15 protein-coding genes and 1 tRNA gene are annotated in these 20,558 nt (G+C 45.2%); 15 read left to right on the top strand and 1 reads right to left on the bottom strand.

Annotation, left to right across the window (positions count from 1 at the left end):
* The first annotated feature begins 5 nt into the window (after positions 1-5).
* A complete protein-coding gene (locus VCHENC03_RS07185; RefSeq protein WP_009707072.1) occupies positions 6-1,172 on the top strand; it encodes a glutathionylspermidine synthase family protein in 1,167 nt (388 codons plus the stop codon).
* A gap of 66 nt (positions 1,173-1,238) precedes the next feature.
* Here VCHENC03_RS07185 and VCHENC03_RS07190 read toward each other — a convergent pair whose 3' ends face one another.
* The gene (locus VCHENC03_RS07190) at positions 1,239-1,850 is read right to left on the bottom strand and encodes a YecA/YgfB family protein (RefSeq protein WP_083481858.1); all 612 of its coding nucleotides are present in this window, start codon (positions 1,848-1,850) and stop codon (positions 1,239-1,241) included.
* Positions 1,851-1,903: 53 nt separating this feature from the next.
* Between VCHENC03_RS07190 and VCHENC03_RS07195 the strand changes: the two genes are divergently transcribed.
* From VCHENC03_RS07195 to VCHENC03_RS07260, 14 genes are all read left to right on the top strand, one after another.
* Positions 1,904-4,324, top strand: a complete 2,421-nt coding sequence (locus VCHENC03_RS07195; RefSeq protein WP_009707070.1) for a hybrid sensor histidine kinase/response regulator — start codon at positions 1,904-1,906, stop codon at positions 4,322-4,324.
* Positions 4,325-4,761: 437 nt separating this feature from the next.
* Positions 4,762-5,211 carry an L-alanine exporter AlaE gene (locus VCHENC03_RS07200; RefSeq protein ID WP_005441741.1) on the top strand — a complete coding sequence of 150 codons (450 nt, stop codon included), beginning with the start codon at positions 4,762-4,764 and terminating at the stop codon, positions 5,209-5,211.
* Positions 5,212-5,355: 144 nt separating this feature from the next.
* Positions 5,356-5,443 (top strand) — tRNA-Ser (locus tag VCHENC03_RS07205).
* Positions 5,444-5,917: 474 nt separating this feature from the next.
* Positions 5,918-7,006, top strand: a complete 1,089-nt coding sequence (locus tag VCHENC03_RS07210) for an OmpA family protein (protein ID WP_009707069.1) — start codon at positions 5,918-5,920, stop codon at positions 7,004-7,006.
* 131 nt (positions 7,007-7,137) lie between these two features.
* Positions 7,138-9,294: an Ig-like domain-containing protein gene (locus VCHENC03_RS07215; RefSeq protein ID WP_232310366.1), complete on the top strand. Its 2,157-nt coding sequence runs from the start codon at positions 7,138-7,140 to the stop codon at positions 9,292-9,294.
* 589 nt (positions 9,295-9,883) lie between these two features.
* Positions 9,884-10,120 carry a hypothetical protein gene (locus VCHENC03_RS07220; RefSeq protein ID WP_009707067.1) on the top strand — a complete coding sequence of 79 codons (237 nt, stop codon included), beginning with the start codon at positions 9,884-9,886 and terminating at the stop codon, positions 10,118-10,120.
* A gap of 160 nt (positions 10,121-10,280) precedes the next feature.
* Positions 10,281-11,828 (top strand): arylsulfatase, encoded by a 1,548-nt coding sequence (locus VCHENC03_RS07225; RefSeq protein ID WP_009707066.1) that lies wholly within the window; start codon positions 10,281-10,283, stop codon positions 11,826-11,828.
* 371 nt (positions 11,829-12,199) lie between these two features.
* Positions 12,200-13,693: a PTS cellobiose/arbutin/salicin transporter subunit IIBC gene (ascF, locus tag VCHENC03_RS07230; RefSeq protein ID WP_009707064.1), complete on the top strand. Its 1,494-nt coding sequence runs from the start codon at positions 12,200-12,202 to the stop codon at positions 13,691-13,693.
* Positions 13,694-13,756: 63 nt separating this feature from the next.
* On the top strand, positions 13,757-15,184 hold the full coding sequence (locus VCHENC03_RS07235) for a 6-phospho-beta-glucosidase (protein ID WP_009707063.1): 1,428 nt from the start codon (positions 13,757-13,759) through the stop codon (positions 15,182-15,184).
* A 140-nt stretch (positions 15,185-15,324) separates the two neighbouring features.
* On the top strand, positions 15,325-15,660 hold the full coding sequence (locus VCHENC03_RS07240) for a zinc ribbon domain-containing protein YjdM (RefSeq protein ID WP_009707062.1): 336 nt from the start codon (positions 15,325-15,327) through the stop codon (positions 15,658-15,660).
* 286 nt (positions 15,661-15,946) lie between these two features.
* Entirely contained in the window at positions 15,947-17,251 is a 1,305-nt protein-coding gene (locus VCHENC03_RS07245; protein WP_009707061.1) for an MATE family efflux transporter, read from the top strand.
* A gap of 172 nt (positions 17,252-17,423) precedes the next feature.
* On the top strand, positions 17,424-18,185 hold the full coding sequence (locus tag VCHENC03_RS07250) for an ATP-binding cassette domain-containing protein (protein WP_009707060.1): 762 nt from the start codon (positions 17,424-17,426) through the stop codon (positions 18,183-18,185).
* A 20-nt stretch (positions 18,186-18,205) separates the two neighbouring features.
* Positions 18,206-19,054, top strand: a complete 849-nt coding sequence (locus tag VCHENC03_RS07255) for an ABC transporter ATP-binding protein (RefSeq protein WP_009698234.1) — start codon at positions 18,206-18,208, stop codon at positions 19,052-19,054.
* A complete protein-coding gene (locus VCHENC03_RS07260) occupies positions 19,044-20,558 on the top strand; it encodes an ABC transporter substrate-binding protein (RefSeq protein WP_005441857.1) in 1,515 nt (504 codons plus the stop codon). Before VCHENC03_RS07255 ends, VCHENC03_RS07260 begins: the two co-directional genes overlap by 11 nt.

The following is a 20,558-nucleotide window of genomic DNA, read 5'->3' as shown; positions in this document are numbered from 1 at the left end:
CAGCGATGTTTCGACGAGAAATACAAGAAAGAGAAAACTGGCGTGAATTGGCACGCCAGTTTGGTTTTGGCTTTCATTCAATGTATGACCAACCCTACTGGGATGAGAGCGCTTACTATCAGTTTTCCCTTTCGCAAATAGAGCAAGATATTGAAGCGCCAACCGAGGAGCTTCATCAAATGTGCCTTGAAATCGTGGATCAAGTAGTAAGAAGTGAGCGATTACTGACTCAATGCGCTATTCCTGAAGCCATGTGGTCACAAGTTGCTTCTTCTTGGCAGCGAAGAGAACCTTCTCTCTATTCGAGAATGGATTTTGCGTACAACGGCTCCTCTCCTGCAAAGCTATTAGAAAACAACGCAGATACGCCAACGTCGCTGTTTGAGACTGGCTTTTGGCAGTGGGTGTGGCTAGAAGATATCGTCAACAAAGGCCGCATCCACCAAAGTGCAGATCAGTTTAATATTCTGCAAGATTTCCTTATTGAGCGCTTCGCTGACATTGCCAAACTGCAACCGGGACAAACGCTGCACTTTAGTTGTTGCAAATACACCGAAGAAGACAAAGGCACAGTGCAATATCTAGAAGATTGCGCTCGTGAAGCCGGGTTAGCAACCGCATTTGTTTTTGTTGAAGACATTGGTGTGACAGAAGACGGACAGTTTGTGGATGCTGATGACCGAGCGATTCGCTGGATGTTTAAACTCTATCCTTGGGAATTTATGTTCGAAGAGGAATACAGCCAGTATTTAGCAACATCCAGCGTAAACTGGTTAGAGCCGATGTGGAAATCAATTCTGTCCAACAAAGCTCTATTGCCGTTACTTTGGGAGCGTTTTCCAAATCATCCTAATCTCCTGCCTGCGTATTTTGCCAACGATCCAAAAGCGAGCCGTTTGAAAGACTATGTCATTAAGCCACTGTTTTCTCGCGAAGGCGCGAACATAGAGATCGTCAAAAATGGGCAGCGTTTGGTGAAAACTCCTGGGCCGTACGAATCGAGTCAAAACATCGTTCAGCAATATCATCCGTTACCCAAATTTGGCCAAAGCCATACGCTCATTGGCAGTTGGCTCGTAAATGACAAAGCTGCAGGGATCTCGATTCGAGAAGACAGCAGTTTAGTGACTCAAGATATGGCGCGCTACATTCCTCACGTTATTCTTGATTGATCAAAAAAGCTCTCCGGTTTGGAGAGCTTTTTCATTGTATGTCGCCTGTTTTACTGAGCAGAGCGTTTACTCTTCTTCCGCTAGCATAACACCGCGTTGAGTCAGGCCGCCAAGCATCATTGGCATCGCATGGAAGATTTCTTCAAACTGCTCAAGACCTTCCATACCTTGTTCTGCAAGTGTTGCGATAGTCGTTTCTGGATCGTAAAGCATGGTGAGAGAAAGCAGAACACCACCTAGTAGAGCACTGTCTTCGCTATCTGCAGGCATTAAGTTTTCCCAATCATCACGAGTAATTTGCCAGCCTTGAAGTACACCTTCACAGAAATCGCGAGTGTTTGCTGACACGATATCTTGTTCATCTAGCTCGCAACCTTCAGGCCATTGCCACGCACCTTCTAGAAGTGCTGGGCGAGTTTGGTTCCACATTTGAACGATTTCATCGATGTACTGTTCTAGTTGCTCACCATCAGAGAAAGGTGCAGTTTCTTCACCGCCCCATAGGAATGGCAGCCACTCTTGAGGATTCAACACGTTTGGCGCACACGCCATAGACGTTACAAAGCCTTGAGTTTTCGCTAGGTTTAGTAGTTTTCCATCAAGTTCTGGAAGAGAAAGGATGTCTTGTAGTTTCAAAATAGAATACCATTTGTTAATGGGCTGGTTGGTTGCGCTCATATTACCAATCAATTATTGATAAATCGATATTAGGGAATGATTCGTCTACATCTATGGAAATTCGTTCGTCACTCAGAAAAAAAAGCATTCTCGCCCTAACGCTTTATTTGTGCTTTTTCATCGCGACCATTGGTTCTGTTGTGTACCTTGTGGTCGAGCCTCCAGTGCGTGAAAAACTCGAACGTAATCTGGATCTGCGTACCCAATTGCTTGCCTCACAGATAGAAGGGCCTCTGACGAGCTCGGTTGGACTCCTAAATAGCTTAGTGGGGTTAGGGCAGACGCCAACGCCAAGTATTTCACTTCAAGATACCATTCCACAATTACTTGCAGTCAGTGACGACATCATTGTGAGTGGTGGTTTATGGCCAAAACCGATACTTAAAGATGAACGCTGGCAATATACAAGCTTGTTTTTCAATAAGAATGAAAACGGCAGTCTTGACCAAATTCACTCCTACAATAATCCAGAATCCGGTGGCTACGACAATGAGCCTTGGTACCAATCTGTAGTAAACCAGCCAGCAGGATCAGTCAGTTGGTCTGGCGTGTATATCGATACCTTCACTCAGGTACAGATGATCACCGCTTCAGCGCCTTACTATAAAGATGGCGTTTTTGCTGGAGTCGCAACCGTAGACTTATCTTTAGAGGCGTTATTCCAGTTCATTCGTGAGCATACTAACCAATACTCATTGGGCGTTGTGATTCGTGATGCTGACGACCAGGTTGTTATTGAGCACAACTTCCAGCTTACCAAAGACATTTACATTAGCCAGTTAGGCTTTGGTGGTTTTGATTGGCGCATGGACGTGGTCAACGCGAAAGTCAAAGTATCTGATCAAGTCTTTAATCAGGTAATGAGTGTCGAGACCGGCATCATCCCATTTTTGCTACTGTGTGTTCTGGTGGGTTACTACTTGTTGAACCGATACATTGTTGAGCCCATCGTACGTATTGCTCAGAAAGTGGATGACTCCAAAACTGGGGGCATCATCGATATTGCTTATGACAGCGAAGACGAGATTGGCCATCTGATCACCAAGTTCAACGAGAAAACCATCTACCTTGAGCGTGAGAGAGTAAAAGCCCAAGCGTCCACCAACGCGAAAACGGCTTTCCTAGCAACTTTGTCTCATGAAATTCGAACACCGATGAATGGCGTGTTGGGAACCGCCCAAATCTTGTTGAAGACCCAACTGACGGATGAACAAAGAAAGCATCTCAACACCTTGTATGATTCAGGCGATCATATGATGACATTGCTCAATGAGATCCTTGATTATTCGAAGATCGAGCAGGGGCACATTGAGCTGGATAACACACCTTTCCCAATTGAATCGATCCTCGGCAGTATCAACAGTGTTTATCACACCTTATGTGCTGAAAAAGGTCTGCAATTCCGCATTATTTCGAATGTGCCGGAAGGTCGTTGGTACAACAATGACAAAGCACGTTTGCGCCAAGTGTTATTTAACTTGCTCAACAACGCTGTGAAATTCACAGACCGAGGCTTTGTCGAAGTCGAGTTGGCAGAGCATGTACAAAATGACAAAACCAAGCTGACCATCAGTGTGAAAGATACGGGTATCGGTATCAATCCAGACGCACAGAAGCGTATCTTCAGACCGTTTGAACAAGCGGAGTCCTCTACAACTAGACGTTTTGGCGGCACAGGTTTGGGGCTTGCGATTGTGAAGCAAATTTCTGAACACATGGGCGGAGGGATTACAGTACAAAGCCAAGAGTGCATTGGCACCAAGTTTGTTGTCGAACTGGAACTTAATCCGTGTGAAGCGGGTGTGTTGGAATCAACCAATACACATAAACTCGATTGCCAAGGGTTACGCGCACTTATCGTAGAAGATAACCGCACCAATACCATCATTATGGAGACCTTCTTACGTTCGAAAGGCTTTGTGTGTGTTTGTGTCGAGAACGGGCAGCAAGCGGTAGAGCAGGTAACGAAGCAAGAGTTCGATTTGGTCTTAATGGATAACCACATGCCAGTGCTCGACGGAGTGGGAGCCATTGCAGTGATTCGCTCTATGGATACGCCGGCAAGTTCTGTGCTGATCTTTGGTTGTACTGCCGATGTATTCAAAGAGACCCAAGAGCGCATGCTTGACGTGGGTGCCAACCATATTATTGCCAAACCTATTGTTGAATCTGAGCTTGATGATGCCTTGTACCGACACGCTTCAATGCTTTATCAGTATCAAGTTAAAAAGAGTGACGAGCAGCCCAAATCACAAAACGCAGAGGCATTACTGCTGAACTTCTATATGGCGCTAGATGACGATAATTTGGAACAGGCAATGTCAACGCTTTCTCATATTTTTGAGAGTGTACAGCCAACTGTCTCAGACGAGCTAAACAAGGTTATCCAACGTATCGAGGGTTATTTAAGTAAAGCGCTCGCTCCTGAACAAGAAGATATCGACAAACTGACTATGTTGCTCGCAGATCAATAACCTATTCATTTCGACCAAGTGGTGCGGGCGTTTGTCTGCACTACTTTTGGCTTCTTTCCATCTCCCCAACTTTACAAACTTCGCATTTACTCTGAATTTACTCTCCCAAGTAGCATAAGCTGATCTTTTTGAAATTTACTTACCAGATATTCCTCTGGTTTTTTGTGTTTTTGCGCGAGCTAAGTCGTTTATTGGTAAATAAATTACGTTTTTAAACTTCATTTTAGATCTATCTAAGGCGGTTTTTACTGATTCTGGTGAAAGCTGCTACTTTTAACCTTAAAGTTGGTTATTAATTTACAACTGATAATTAAAAACGGAATCATAAACTGAAAATGTTGTGGTCTAATAGCGCCATTGACTGCTATGTGGTTTTAAATGCAGTAAATGATTTTATAGATGTCGTTTTTATTGGTATTTGATTTTAGAGGTTGTAAATGAAGTCTCGTGGACCATTTTGTATTCGCAATGCCGCAGCGGATACTTTTGCTATGGTGGTTTTTTGTTTTATCACAGGGATGATTATCGAGATCTTGATTTCGGGTATGACGTTTGAGCAGTCTTTAGCATCACGCACACTGTCTATCCCGGTAAACATCGCGATTGCATGGCCTTACGGTATGTTCCGTGATTGGGTATTACGCCAAGGTAACAAACTGTCACCTTCTTCGTTTATGAAGAACGTGTCTGACTTGGTGGCGTACGTATTGTTCCAATCTCCAGTCTACGCGGGCATTTTGTTAGCCGTAGGCGCGTCTACCGACCAAATCATCACGGCAGTAGCGAGTAACGCAGTTGTGTCTTGTGGTATGGGTGTACTTTACGGTTACTTCCTCGATCAGTGCCGCCGCTGGTTCCGCGTTCCTGGTTACTATCAAGAAGCATAATTGCCCCTGTTTTATGCAATTTAGCTAGATAGTGAGCAAACAAACGCAAAAGGGCGCTTTTTTTCGTGTTTAGCCTTGACCATCAGGCACATAATCATTAAATTAGCGCCTCGTTAGCCAATGATGCTAACCACAATTTGATTCGGTGAGTTGTCCGAGTGGCTGAAGGAGCACGCCTGGAAAGTGTGTATACGGCAACGTATCGAGAGTTCGAATCTCTCACTCACCGCCACATTTTAAAGCCCCAGCAGAAATGCTGGGGCTTTTTCGTTTCTGTCCTTTCCTGCCAGACTCAAGCCTATTTTTCAAGCTCTACTTATTTCTTATTGTAATAAATAGTCCATTTGATGAAAAAATGATTCCACAAGTAATTACTCTAACTATTTAAAAATACAATGTTTTATTACATGTGTGTTGAGCTTCATAGGCAATGTTTTTATATATTTGGTATTGATGCCTAGTCGCTAGAAATATGTATTTGTATGATTGCTCGCCATAAGCCATTGGTTTTATTTATGTAAGTTACTGTTATATGGCTTTTTATATTCAATGTAGCTCCTCCTGATAATTACTGTGTGTGTTTGAATTGCTTGTGTTCGTGATTCGCCTTTCTCTCGTGAGCTTTATATGAAAATTAAGCTCTTCTTGGGATACGCAGTTTTTGATGTTTAGGAGGGTAGTATTTACAGGTAGTATTGGAATAGGTATGGAATCTAAAAGTATAGCTTTAGTATCTGCTATCAGTGCGATACTTGCAGCCCCAGCTTTTGCGGAAGGGGGCTCTCTCAACACACCAGTTAATGAACAAGCTGGCGCTTCAAACATCGAAAGCAATGCCTCTCATAGTGAGCACTTTTACTTAGGCGCTCGTGCTGGGTGGGCGGCTTACCAAGATGCATGTTCATCAAGTGCACAAGAATGTAATGATGATATTTTTGCCTACGGTCTTTACGCAGGCTACCAATTTAATCAATGGATTGCTCTTGAAGGCGGCTTTACCGATTACGGTAAGCCGGATGCGAAATATTCGAATGGAAAAGTCAGTACTGACACGTATGGTGCAGAAGTTGCCGCTAAACTTTCTTATGCGATTTCGCCAAACTGGGAAGTCTTTACTCGTATAGGTGCTGCTTACCAAGATATTGACAAGCAATCTGATTGGGCTGAAAGCGAACAAAGTCAAGATTGGAATGCAATGGCTTCTCTTGGTATTGACTATCGTTTGTCTCACAACTGGTCTTTGAGAGGAGAATATCAATTCATTGATGGTATTGGTGATGATATTGTCCAAGGTGCAGATTTGCACTTCACCTCTATTGGTTTAACGTACCACTTTGGTGAAGAGGCGGTGTCTCAACCGGCACCAGTCGCTATTCCTGAACCTAGGCCCGAAACCGTTATTGAAAAACAAGTGGTGATAAAAGACGTTTCTCTAGCCGCTGATGCTCAATTTGGTTTCAACTCATCCATTCTACAAGTCAGTGACGAACTCAATCGTGTTGTTGATGCGTTAAATCAATATCCGAACGGTAGCGTTGTTATTACTGGTCATACGGATAGTGTTGGTTCGGAGCAATACAACCAAGAGCTTTCTGAGGAGCGTGCCAAATCTGTTGCTGATTACTTTATCGGTAAAGGCGTGGATGCCAAGCGTTTAACGGTAACGGGAGCGGGGGAGTTAGAACCTGTCGCAAGTAACGATACAGCGGAAGGCCGCACATTGAATCGACGTGTAAACATCAAGTTTGAAACGCTTGAAGAGAAAATCGATGAGCAAGTTAAGGAGGTTCAATAATGAATTTCCTAAATACGCTTTGGAAATCGTTTCTGGCTATATTCGTCCTGATTGGTGCCATTGGTTGTAACGGAGATGATAAAGGTTTGCTTGGCGGCGGTGGGGCCACAGAACCACCTGAGACCCGAGATGTGACCATTGTAAAACTGATGGTTTCACCAAAAGACAACGCTATTCCTGTAGGGGTGCTTTTACCTTTAAACGCAAACCTTTTGCTTTCTGATGGCAGCATTGTTGATGTCACAAGCAGCGACAATATCATCTGGTCAACTTCAGATGAGTCGATAACTAAGGTAAACCCTGATGGCACTGTAGAAGGTATGGTTGTTGGTGATACAACGATTACTGCTCAATATACAGAAGATAATGAAACGGTAAGTGACATTGCACGTGTCATGGTGACCGATGCAATAGCGACAGGACTGCAAGTTACTCCAAAAGTAGAGACATTAGCAGCGGGTTATGAAAAGCCTTTTGTCGCCACAGCAACGTTTTCTGACGGCACTGCGTATGAGGTTACCACTGAATCGTATTTGAACTGGGATAGTAGCGATATCGCTGTGGCAACCGTTGATACTGATGGTTTGGCAAAAGGTATGAGTGCGGGTATCGTTGAAGTAAGTGCTGTAGCGAACATTAACGGGGTTGGCGTTCGCGATACTGCAGAGCTTACGATTACGGATGCTATTGCAACTGAGCTGAGAGTCTCTCCAGAAGTAGCGTCGGTTTCTAAAGGCTTAACTCAAGCTTTTAAAGCAGAGGTGGTTTTTTCTGATGGCAGTACACAAGATGTAACTACAGATTCTTCATTAACGTGGACTTCTTCAGATGAGGTGATTGCGACCATCGATACCAGTGGCTTAGCTACCGGAGTAACTGCAACTGAATCACCAACAACGATTAAAGCTCACATTTCTGATAGTCTGAATAGTACTGCGGAGCTTACGGTGACTGATGCGGTTATTACTTCTTTAGAGGTTTCACCAGACGCGGATACAACGACCATTGGTCAAGCAAGGCCATTCAATGTAAAAGCTATCTTCTCTGATGGCACAGGCCTTGATGTTACGAATGATCCATCGGTGAACTGGAGTACAAGCGATCCAGCAGTTGCCTCTATCACGACTGGCCAAACAATAGATAACGGAATGGTAACAGGTGTGTCTGCTGGAACGGTTGAAGTAAGGGCTAGCACTATTGTTGAAGGAGAAACGATTGATGACAATGCGCTACTTAACGTAACGACAGAACGACTTGTTTATATTGATATTGTACCTGTCACTGTTGATGTTGGTGTTGGAAAAGCAACGACCTTAACAGCAAGGGGAACCTACACTGACGGTGAGACTGCTGATATTACGAGAGAGGTAGATTGGACCGGTCAAGACACATCTGTCGCAACAGTTGGGAATGGTGCCGTTGATGGTGGAGTTGTCACTGGGGTTGCGTTAGGCGGAACAACAACTATTGCATCCTTGAGTGATGGTTATGGGAATGTTGTTCAAAGTGACCCTGCGACTATTAATGTGGTCAAGAATTTAGAGTCGATAGTATTGGAGCCAAGTGACGTTCGAATTTGGGGGACTGAAACAGTCCAACTCACGGCGACTGGCTATTATGATGATTCAACGCAAGCAGATATTACAGACCAAGTGAACTGGAGTGTCACGGGTGATGATGTGGTCTCGGTATCGGCGACCGGATTATTATCAAATGGCGCAATCTCCAATGATATTGCAATGGCGACGGCTGAGCTGCAAGGTATTGTGAGTAACGAAATTAAGGTCACGGCTTGTATCACCCTAGCGGGGCCATGTATCGACGTATTAGATTTTAATGGAACTGGTGTGTTGTATACAAGTTCACCAAGTCAAAAGTACTTAGAGAGCATAGGTGGCAGTGGGAACTCTGGGACTTTCTACGAAGAGAGTGGGCGACTCGACCCTCACTTTGGTATTAGACCGACCGGAGATTCGGGCTTTTATCATGTATTTCATCGAGATCGGGATGCAAGTGCACTATGTGACACTTACAACCGTATTGCACTGGAAGGTCGGACTAATTGGAGCTTACCGCTTCAAGCTCAGCTCAACGATGTTACTGACGTTTTTCTCCTAGGAGATCTGTACAATATCCATGGTTGGCCTTTATACATCTCTTACTGGGCAGCTGATATACCTAGCTCAAGTTATTATGTAGAAGTTGATATGTTTACAGGGGATACAAGAAACGTAACGTTTCCAGTACATGACAAATTCAACTATGTTTCTTGCATATCTGAGCCATAACACTAGATAGAAGCTTCATAGTTTTCTGTTCTAAAAGAGTACATTAGCGTTAGTTGATGTGCTCTTTTTGCTTTCTAGGTGATGGAAGCTAGATGGTTTAGGCTGATCATAGGTTGGCTGAAGATACTTGTGTATCCTCGTAGGATTCGCCTTTCTACCTATTGTCATCGGCTATCAAGTCTTATGGAGTCGATACTTTGCCAACGCCCCTCAAGAGTTTTGGACAAATGGGATGTATCACAACGCATTGCTTTTAAAGTTAAGCAGCGAGTTGCTTATGTATTTGTTTATGCTGTGGTATTTAGTGTTCAAGACGTCTTCTAAATATACGATCAGCAAGCCCATAGTGAATAGTATTTTCCTTATTACCATTCTTTATACCAGTTACGGACTATTAATAGAGTTATATTCAATATAACTTTTAGTTTTTAAATAATTTGTTTTCTTATATATATCCAAATTGGAAAGGTCATCTTTCCTTGTCTGTTTTTTATTATCTCTACTACTATGAAAATGAAGTTTGAGTAGAAATGTTCTCAAATTATTAGAAGTAAAATATTTTAAAAAATGATTAAGAGAGAGGGTATTTATGAAAAGACTGATAATCCTAAGTCTCGCAATTTGTTTTGGCAACGCAGCTGTCGCGGGTGAAGGCACATACACGGGTACGGTTGATATGACGATGCCAGAAGGCAATCAGGTACAGTATGAGCGTGTTCAACCAGAAATGACGCTCAAAGGTCGAAATGACTCACGCGCTGGTGGCTCAGTGACCCGAAGTGAAGTCGATGAATCTCAGCCAATTGAATTGAGAGGCCGTAGTTAATCCTTCGTCGTATATTCAATAAAGGTGGTTGTTTAAATATAACCACCTTTACTCTTCCTAATTAAATAATGTTCTTGATCACTATAGAAAGTGAATACGCTTCTTTTTATTTAAATACTCATTAATTCACTCAACCAAGAACCATTATAGAAATAATATTATGAAGATAAATAAATCTACACTAACGCTTGCGATGGTGGCCGCCACATCATCGGTTGCAGCCCATGCGGCTTCTAAACCAAACATGCTGGTTATTTTTGGGGATGATGTCGGTTATGGCAATATATCTGCATACAACCAAGGTATGTTGGGTTACGAGACGCCTAATATTGACCGTATTGCTCAAGAGGGCGCTTTATTTACCACTTATTATGCACAGCAATCTTGTACCGCAGGACGCAGTACATTTATTACAGGTCAGATGCCAGCTCGTACTGGTTTGACGAAAGTTGGTCTACCTGGTGCTGCGCAAGGCATGCAGATGCAAGATATCACCATGGCAACAGCGCTAAAAGACATGGGCTATGCCACGGGGCAATTTGGTAAAAACCACTTAGGTGACAAAGACGACATGTTGCCAACCAATCATGGTTTTGATGAGTTCATGGGGAACCTGTACCATCTAAATGCAGAGGAAGAACCAGAGAACCCAGACTACCCGAAAGATCCCGAGTTTCGTAAGAACTTTGGCCCACGTGGTGTGATTCACTCTTATGCGGATGGCAAGATCGAAGATACAGGGCCGCTGACTCGCAAACGTATGGAAACGGTCGATGAAGAGACCCTTGATGCCGCGATGAACTTCATGGAGCGTCAGGTCAAAGCCGATAAACCATTCTTCTTATGGTATAACGCAACGCGCATGCACATCAGCACTCACGTGAAAGCAGAGCACCGAACAACAGGGCTTGGCGAATACGCAGACGGCATGGTTGAGCACGACAACATGGTTGGGGATTTGCTTGATAAGCTCGATGACTTGAAGATTGCGGATAACACCATTGTGATTTACACCACGGATAATGGCCCGATGAATGCGACGTGGCCAGATGCGGCATTTAGCCCATTCCGTGGCGAGAAGAACACTGGTTGGGAAGGTGGCTTCCGAGTACCAGCAATGATTCGTTGGCCTGGTCATATTCAACCAAACACCAAGTTGAACGACATGTTCGCGAGTGAAGACTGGTTCCCAACGCTACTATCCATTGCAGGGAATGACACCATCAAGCAAGATTTGCTGAAAGGATATAAGTCTTCGTCGGCAGACCAGACTTACAAAAACCACCTTGATGGCTACAACCAAGTTGATTTCATTACGGGTAAAACAGACAAATCAGCGCGTGATGAGTTCTTCTATTGGTCTGATGATGGTGAGCTGCTTGCTATGCGTGACAAACGATTCAAGATGCACTTCAAGATCCAAGAACACGAAGGCTGGGATGTCTGGACCAAAGAGCTGACTAACTTGCGTTTGCCTATGATCTTCGATCTTCAAGTCGATCCACTTGAGAAAGGCGATCAAGGCTTTGGCTACAAGAAATGGCAGTTTGAGCATGTGTTCTTATTGGTTCCTGCTCAACAGAAAGTCGCAGAGATGTTGAAGTCATTTAAAGAGTTCCCTCCACGACAAGAGATCCCAAGCTTCTCAGTCGACAAAGTCATGGAGCAAATGACCAACCTTCGTAAGTTGGAAGAAGCGAAAAGCTAGCAATTACCTCTACTAAAGTAAAGCCAGAGCATGACTCTGGCTTTTTTGGTTCCAAACTTAACGTTTTATAAATGTTACTTGCTCATATGCAACATCATTAGCTTCATCAATGAAATAGCGGATCAGATTTACGTCTTTGAGAACGTGAATCATGTTTAGATTTCGCTGTTTCATTCACCTTGCAGTGGATTCCAGCCATTATCCCACTTTGAACTTGTTCTCCGAATACGCGGTTTATTTACCGATAGTTACCAGTAACATGTTACCGGTAACTTGGTTGTTGTGTTCGATTTCGTTGATTCTCATTTGAAGGTTCGCAGCAATAAAACAACCTCCCTACAGGTTGATGAATAATAATTGGAGTGAGAAAGATGGCGAAAGATTACGGCATCATTGCTCGTTCAGTACTAGAGAAGCTGGGCGGTGCAGAAAACGTAGTGGCACTAACACACTGCATGACACGATTGCGTTTTGTATTAAGCGATGAAAGTAAGATAGATGCAGAAGCACTGAAGGGCATCAAAGGTGTGATGGGTGTGGTTCACAATGGTGATAAATGTCAGGTCATCATTGGCAATAACGTATCTTATGCGTACAAAGAAGTGATGGCGTTGTGTAACCTTTCTTCATCAGAATCGAGTGAACAAGAGAAAAAGGTCAAGCTTACTCCAAAAGTGATTGGCGCTAAGATCCTTGATGCATTAGTCGGCACCATGTCGCCGCTGATTCCGGCGATCATCGGCGGCTCAATGGTGAAGCTGCTGGCTATGGTTCTTAAGATGACAGGCTTGCTTGATGATGATTCTTCAACACTGATCATCCTCAATGCGATTGGCGACGGTGCGTTCTTCTTCCTACCCGTTATGGTTGCCGCGTCTGCTTCAATTAAATTCAAAACCAACATGTCACTGTCCATTGCGATTGCGGGCGTGTTGATTCACCCGAACTTCATGGAATTGATGGCGCAAGCAGCTGATGGCAAGCACGTTGACTTCTTTAGTATTCCAATTACTTCGGTGAAATACACTTATACCGTTATTCCTGTGTTGGTGATGACTTGGGCGCTGTCTTACATCGAACGTTGGGTTGATAGCATCACACCTGCAGTAACGAAGAACTTCCTAAAACCGATGCTGATCGTATTGATTGCAGCACCACTAGCCATTGTTTTGATTGGTCCACTAGGTATTTGGATTGGTACTGCGCTTTCAGCATTGGTTTACACCATTCACAGCACACTAGGTTGGTTGTCGGTCGCGATCATGGGCGCACTTTGGCCACTATTGGTTCTGACAGGTATGCACCGCGTATTTACGCCTACCATCATTCAAACCATTGCTGAAACTGGCCGTGAAGGCATGGTTATGCCATCGGAAATTGGTGCCAACATCGGCATGGGTGGCGCTTGTCTTGCGGTTGCATGGAAAACTAAAAACCGCGAACTGAAACAAACCGCGAGTGCAGCGGGTGCGTCTGCTATTTTTGCGGGTATCTCAGAGCCTGCGCTTTACGGCGTACTTGTTCGTCTGAAACGACCACTTATCGCGACCATGATTACTGGTTTCATCGTGGGTGCACTTGCTGGCATGGCAGGGCTGGCGAGTCACTCAATGGCAGCGCCGAGCTTGTTCACTAGTGTGCAGTTCTTTGATGTGAACGACCCGATGAGCATCGCATGGGTATTTGGTCTGATTGCTCTGTCGATTGTGCTTTCTTTCGCTCTGACTTTAATCCTTGGGTTTGAGGATATTCCAAACGATGAAGACGAAGAAGGCGAAGCTATCGCGAATAAAGACGTCGCAAATAAAGAAAAAGCCGAAGAACAAGAAACGGTGTTAGAGCCTGCAAAGCCAGCTTCCGCATAACCAAGATTTGAATAATTGATAGAGCCGCCTTTGCTGGTGGCTCTATGTTAAGAGGTAAATAAGATGTCTAAATCTGTGTTCCCAGAAAACTTCCTATGGGGTGGGGCAATCGCAGCAAACCAATCTGAGGGTGGATACCGAGAGGGAGGCAAAGGGCTCACGACTGTGGATATGATCCCTTATGGTGACAACCGAATGCCAATCAAACTCGGCCTTGTCGATTCGGTGGAGTTGAGTGAAGAAGAGTTCTACCCAAGCCATCAAGCCATCGATTTTTATCACCGTTACAAAGAAGACATCGCACTTCTAGCAGAGATGGGGTTCAAGACCTTTCGCATGTCGATCGCATGGAGCCGAATCTTCCCGAGAGGCGATGAACTAGAGCCAAACCAAGCAGGCATTGATTTCTACCGCAGCGTATTTGAAGAGTGCCACAAGTACGGTATTGAGCCGCTTGTCACGCTGTGCCATTTCGATGTGCCAATGCATCTAGTGAACGAGTATGGCTCTTGGCGAAACCGAAAGATGATTGGCTTTTTTGAACGCTACGCAAGAACCTGTTTCGAAGCGTTTGATGGGCTAGTGAAATACTGGCTGACGTTCAATGAAATCAACATCCTTCTGCATAGCCCATTCTCTGGCGCGGGTTTGTTGTTCCAAGAGGGTGAAAACCGCGACCAAGTGAAATATCAAGCCGCACACCATGAGCTTGTTGCAAGCGCCTTGGTGACTAAGATTGCTCATGAGATCAATCCAGAGAACCAAGTTGGTTGTATGCTGGCGGGGGGTAACTTCTACCCATACAGCTGTAAGCCGGAAGATGTGTTCACAGCGATGCAAAAAGATCGTGAGAACTTATTCTTTATTGATGTTCAGTCTCGTGGCTACTACCCATCTTACGCACAGAAAGTGTTTGATGAAAAAGGCGTGAAGCTGGAGATTCTTGAAGAAGATTATGAGACGCTGAAACACACGGTCGATTTCATCTCATTCAGTTACTACGCCTCACGTTGTGCATCAGCAGACATGAATGCCAATAACACCAGTGAAGCCAACGTCGTGAAGTCGATTAGGAACCCGCATTTGCCTGCTAGTGATTGGGGGTGGGTGATTGACCCGCTTGGCCTGCGTATTACTATGAACACCCTTTATGATCGCTACCAAAAGCCATTGTTCTTAGTAGAAAACGGTCTGGGCGCGAAAGATGTGCCGGATGAAAATGGTGAAGTACAAGACGATTACCGCATTGATTATCTGCGCCAACACGTAGAAGCCATGGCCGATGCGATTACCGATGGTGTTCCGCTGATGGGCTTTACACCGTGGGGTTGTATCGACTTGGTAGCGGCATCAACGGGTGAGATGAGTAAGCGCTATGGCTTTATCTATGTAGATAGAGACAACCTAGGCAACGGCACACTAAACCGAACGCCAAAGAAGTCTTTCCACTGGTATAAGCGTGTTATCGCGTCTAACGGTACAGAGCTTTAATCAAACAGAAACACGCCCTTATCTTAAATGCCTTTCCAAAGAGGGAAGGCTAAGCTGTGAGGGCGTTTTTTGACAAATCTACTCGATAAGGTGAGCAATACCCTTTACCATAACGGCAAATTCATAACTCGTAATTACTTATGTCTCTACCTCCTTGCCCAAACTGTAACTCAGAATACGTTTACCCAGACCAAGACCAGCTTGTTTGCCCAGAGTGTGCCTACGAGTGGAACCCGAATCAGACGGCAGACGAAGATGCCGTAAACGTGAAAGATGCCAACGGCACGTTGCTGCAAGAAGGTGATAAGGTCACGTTAGCGAAAGACTTAAAAGTAAAAGGCAGTTCGCTGGTACTTAAAATCGGCACCAAAGCGGTGATTCGTCGCATCAAAGACGGCAAAGATCATCAGCTAGATTGCAAAGTTGATGGCGCTGGCGAGATGATGGTTACGGCGCAGTTTGTGAAGAAAGCGTAATTACTCAACGCCTTTAAAAATGAGAGAGCCCCAACCAAGTGTTGGGGCTTTTGCGTTTATTGCTGTCGGTACTTATCTGACGAAGTTCTGCAATCCTGCCACGTTGGCAAAGTTCTAGAGAATAAAACTCGATGAGTTAACTACTTTATTGATTTTCGTTCTCATTCTTTTTCCCATTTTGTGGTTAACTTGAGCCCATTAAACAAATAGAATGCAGTTCGGTGGCAAGATGACTTAAACCGACTCTTCACGCGTTCTGCACTTTTCTAACCAACTTTTTCAAATCATGAATCTGACTCATAAAGACTATTTTAAAATCGCATTTCCTTTCATTGTTTCTACGGTTACCCAACCATTATTGGGGGCGGTGGACACCGCGGTGATCGGTAAACTTGGTGTGGCTGAGATGATTGGTGGTGTGGCGATCGGCACCGTCATCATGAATACCCTGTATTGGCTGTTTGGCTTTTTCCGCGTCAGTACTACTGGGCAAAGTGCAATCGCATTAGGTAAAAATAGCCCAGAAGATCAAGCGAGTAGCTTATTCCGTCCTTTCGTGCTTTCTCTCTGCCTTGGCTTGATTTTCATTGCGTTGCAGTCCGTGATTTGGATGGGGGCAGAGTTGATTATCTCCCCTGATGCCGTTGTGGCAGAAAACGCGAAGATTTACTTCGATATCATGATCTTTGGTGCGCCGTTTGTACTGCTGAACTACACCGTGATTGGTTGGTTGATGGGGCAGGCGAAAGCCAAAGAAACCTTGTTCACGCAAGTATTCGGTAACGTGCTGAACATCGTGCTGGATATCGTATTTGTATTGTACTTCGATATGGGCATTGCTGGCGTTGCGGTAGCGACACTTATCGCGCAAATCTCGACGTTTATTATTGGTGCGGTGCTGGTGTTGAAAACTTGTCGCTTCCCACTGTTTGATTACATTCAAACAGCGAAAATGACGCGTAAAGATCTTAAAGTTATCGCGTCTTCCAATATGGATCTGCTGCTTCGTACAGTATGTCTACTGGTGTTCTTCAACATGATGGCGCGTGTAGGCTCTCAACTAGGTTCTGATGTGCTCGCGGCGAACGCAATCTTGATGCAAGTGACCTTCATCGTCAGCTACATGTTCGATGGTGTGGCGAATGCTTCGAGCGTCTTTGCAGGTAAAGCGGTAGGGCAGAAGAATCCGACATTGCTTGATAACGTGATTAAGCTAAACACGCAATGGACAGCGGCGTTCGTTCTTGTATTGACCTTGCTGTTGGTGCTGTTCAAGCACCAAGTGGTGTCGTTATTTACCACTTTGCCAAACCTTGTTGAGCTGTATCTAGACATGAGCCCTTGGTTATTGGCATTCCCGTTGGTTGCTGGTTTTGGGCTTACGTTTTACGGCATCTTTACCGGCACAGGGACGACGCGACCAGTACGTAACTCTACCTTCCTAACCATGGTGTTGTTCTTAGTGACGCAATTTATTGCGGTGCAATATTGGGGCAACCACGGTTTGTGGCTGGCATTCACTTTGTTCTACGTTGGGCGCTTTGTCTTCTTGTTCCCATACCTCGATCAAGTCAAACAAAAGTGTCAGTAATTCACGATTTTACAAACTCGGTTATTTAGATGCGCTATCGCAAGGGCGGAGCCATCTGCCCTTGCTGATAAAAGCGTGAAAAAGGTGATGAAATAACCCCTCTGAGTTGTTTTCTTGCTCAGACCTGCGTGATACTATCGTTATGTTATATTGTTACATTTAGTTTGATGTCGTGATTTCTCAACCAATACTCTCCGTTAATAATCTCAGCCTTACAGACTCAGAACGCACACTCTTCAAAGACATTTCTTTTGAGCTGTTTCAAGGTGAAGTTCTTGCCATTATGGGACCTTCCGGCATTGGTAAATCCATGTTGTCGAAAGCCGTCGCAGGTTTTTTGCCGTCAGATATTTGGGTAGACGGAAGTATCCAGCTTAACAGCAGTGAAGTCGCACAAACTGTCATGCTGCAACGTAGTCAATCTCAGCGTCCCGCGGTCATTTTCCAAGATGCACTTAAAGCGCTGAATCCATTGGCGTCTGTCGAACAACAACTGTGTTTGGCATTGACGGGCAACAAAACACGCTTGTCTTCAGCAAACCGAGAAACGGTGACGACCTTGTTGTCTCAACTCGGATTTGCGGATCCAAAAGCAGCATTAGCGCAGCATCCAAGTCAGCTATCTGGTGGTCAACGTCAGCGTATTTGTATTGCCATTGCATTGCTTGGTAGTGCCAACTTGATCATCGCTGATGAGCCCACCAGTGCGCTCGATCCAATCACCGAAGCGGAGATCCTTGAGTTGTTCCGCAGCAGTGTTCAACAACGCAACATCAGTGGTTTGTTGATCACGCACGATCTATCTGCGGCTTTGGCGTGTGACAAAGTCTTGGTGATTGCGGACAACACCATGGTGGCTTATGGCGCACCATGGCAAGCCATTCAGCAAAGTTCGCATCCTTTCTGCCAACAACTTGCGCAACTGCTGCCTTAACCTCATCTCTGGAGCCTATTTTGACTAAGCACAACTTGAGCGGGCACACGCAGCCTAAATCGGCGGAAGTTCGCTTTGAGCAAGCCAGTGTTCACTATTACTCCAAACCAAGTTGGTTAGGGGGCAAACCGTTCAAAGCGCTCGAACAATTGGATCTTGCCATCGACACAAAGAACATTGCGATTGTTGGTCCTTCTGGTGCGGGTAAATCGACCTTGATTGAACTTCTGTTTGGTCTTCGTAAACCCACATCTGGTGAAGTGTATGTGTGTGGTTATCCGCTATCGCGTAGCTCGGCTAAGCAGCGCCAAGAGTTGTGTCAGCACATTCAATTGATTCCGCAAGAGCCGCAATCGAGCTTGAATCCTTATTACACCGTTCGCCAGATCTTACTGGAGCCGCTAAGCAACATTGGTTTGACGCAAGAGCTCAACGAGAAGGTGGAAAAGGTGTTGGCGGATGTCGGTTTGGATCTCACATTGTTGGATCGTAACCCGCAGCAATTATCAGTTGGGCAAGCCCAACGCGTGGCTATCGCTAGAGCTTTGATTGTCGAGCCTTGTGTGTTGGTTGCCGATGAGCCAACGAGTAGCTTAGACCCCGTCAGTCGTAAACAGATTCTCGACCTGTTGGCAGGCATTCAAAAGAGTCGTCAGATGCGCCTGATTTTGGTGACGCATGACCTCGATGCGGCACAAACCCTATGCGATGAAATCCTAGTGTTAGACAAAGGACGCGTTGTCGAGCACGGCACGGCACAAAACGTGACAAATAACCCATCACACTTGATCACGAGAGCCTTGATGAGCGCTCAACACAAAAGTAATGAATTCACAAAAACCATTGGAGAGGTTTCTTATGCACCTTAGTACTCCCAAGTTAGCTTTGTCGCTGGCTTTAAGCGCACTGCTGACGGGTTGTTTTGACTCTGGCGAAAGCAAGCCAGAAGCGGAAAAAGCAGCCGCACCGCAAGCAACGGAAATTCGCGTTGCCATGATGCAACCACCACGCACAGGTTTGTCACCACTTTCAGATGACGCGTTCAAACTGTCACGTTGGAGCACAGCAGAAACGCTAGTGAACCTAAACGATCAGTCGGTAGCAGAGCCTATGCTGGCAACGGAATGGGAACAAGTTGATCCGATGACGTGGCAATTTACGGTACGTAAGGGCGTGAAATTCCATGATGGTTCTGACCTTGATGCCAACGCGGTTGTGAACTCTCTACAAAAAGCATTAGATGCCGCACCAAAGCCACGCATTTTGGATGGTATCGAATGGCAAGTTCGCGCATTGGACGACTTCACTGTTGAAATCAAAACGACCTTTAACGATCCATTGTTGCCAAGCCGTCTATCTAGCCCACAGCTAGCGATCCTTTCTGGTGCTGCATACCAAGAAAACGGTCGTGTTGTGCCAATCAATGCGGGTACGGGTCCATTCGTTCTGACAGAAATCAACGGTACAACCAGCGCGAAACTGAAGCGTTTTGACGGTTACTGGGGCGAAAAAGCAAAAGTAGACAGCATCTTCGCGGAATACGTACCAAACGGTTTTGCTCGTGCTGCAGCGCTGCGTACCGGTGAGGCGGATGTAGTCGAAGCGGTTCCTGTTTCGCAAATCGCGATGATGGAATCTTCACAGCTGCACGAAGTCGCAATGCCACGTACCAACACGCTTTACCTAAACAATAAATCAGATGTGTTTAGCCAGTTCGGTTTGCGTAAAGCAGCGGCTCAAGCGGTTAACCGTGAGCAAATCATCAAAACGGTTTACGAGAACCACGCCGATTCAGCGAAAGGTCTGTTAGGTCCAGCATTGGCATGGGCTCAACCAATTCGTGATGCGAACCCTCGTATGGAAACCATGGAAATGCGCCACGCGAACGGTGAGAAGATCACCATCGGTACATTTACCGACCGTGCTGAGTTGCCAGAAGTGGCGGTGCTGCTAAAGCAACAACTTGAAGCGGCTGGCTTTGTGGTTGAACTAGACGTTCGTGAATACGCACAAATCGAAAACGATGCACTAGCAGGTAAGTTCGATGCGTTCTTGTTGTCACGTGCAACGGTACTGGATTCTGGTGATCCAGTCGCGTACATGCAAAGTGACTTTAGCTGTAAAGGTTCTTACAACCTAGGTCAGTTCTGCTCTGAAGAAGTGGATGCTGCATTGAAACACGCTGATCGTCAGCCATTGGGTGAGAAACGCCAACAAGCGATCATCGAAGCAGAAAGCAAAATCCTTGAACAATACGCTGTGATTCCACTGCTTCACGAGCGTGTAATCCAAGGTGAGAGTGATCGTGTGAAGAATGCACAACGTGACCCACGTGAGCGTCGCCTGATCGACCAGTTTACTGAGGTGAACTAA

Source organism: Vibrio sp. HENC-03 (assembly GCF_000305755.2).
In the GTDB taxonomy this organism is placed as follows: domain Bacteria; phylum Pseudomonadota; class Gammaproteobacteria; order Enterobacterales; family Vibrionaceae; genus Vibrio; species Vibrio owensii.
This window is presented reverse-complemented; position numbering and strand designations above follow the sequence as displayed.

What these genes read in the sequence shown, in the direction of transcription:
- VCHENC03_RS07185 (WP_009707072.1), top strand. Translation starts at nt 6, where the DNA reads ATGTTTCGACGAGAAATACAAGAAAGAGAAAACTGGCGTGAATTGGCA.
- VCHENC03_RS07245 (WP_009707061.1), top strand. Translation starts at nt 15,947, where the DNA reads ATGAATCTGACTCATAAAGACTATTTTAAAATCGCATTTCCTTTCATT.
- VCHENC03_RS07240 (WP_009707062.1), top strand. Translation starts at nt 15,325, where the DNA reads ATGTCTCTACCTCCTTGCCCAAACTGTAACTCAGAATACGTTTACCCA.
- VCHENC03_RS07200 (WP_005441741.1), top strand. Translation starts at nt 4,762, where the DNA reads ATGAAGTCTCGTGGACCATTTTGTATTCGCAATGCCGCAGCGGATACT.
- VCHENC03_RS07220 (WP_009707067.1), top strand. Translation starts at nt 9,884, where the DNA reads ATGAAAAGACTGATAATCCTAAGTCTCGCAATTTGTTTTGGCAACGCA.
- VCHENC03_RS07190 (WP_083481858.1), bottom strand. Translation starts at nt 1,850, where the DNA reads ATGAGCGCAACCAACCAGCCCATTAACAAATGGTATTCTATTTTGAAA.
- ascF (WP_009707064.1), top strand. Translation starts at nt 12,200, where the DNA reads ATGGCGAAAGATTACGGCATCATTGCTCGTTCAGTACTAGAGAAGCTG.
- VCHENC03_RS07225 (WP_009707066.1), top strand. Translation starts at nt 10,281, where the DNA reads ATGAAGATAAATAAATCTACACTAACGCTTGCGATGGTGGCCGCCACA.
- VCHENC03_RS07235 (WP_009707063.1), top strand. Translation starts at nt 13,757, where the DNA reads ATGTCTAAATCTGTGTTCCCAGAAAACTTCCTATGGGGTGGGGCAATC.
- VCHENC03_RS07260 (WP_005441857.1), top strand. Translation starts at nt 19,044, where the DNA reads ATGCACCTTAGTACTCCCAAGTTAGCTTTGTCGCTGGCTTTAAGCGCA.
- VCHENC03_RS07210 (WP_009707069.1), top strand. Translation starts at nt 5,918, where the DNA reads ATGGAATCTAAAAGTATAGCTTTAGTATCTGCTATCAGTGCGATACTT.
- VCHENC03_RS07195 (WP_009707070.1), top strand. Translation starts at nt 1,904, where the DNA reads ATGGAAATTCGTTCGTCACTCAGAAAAAAAAGCATTCTCGCCCTAACG.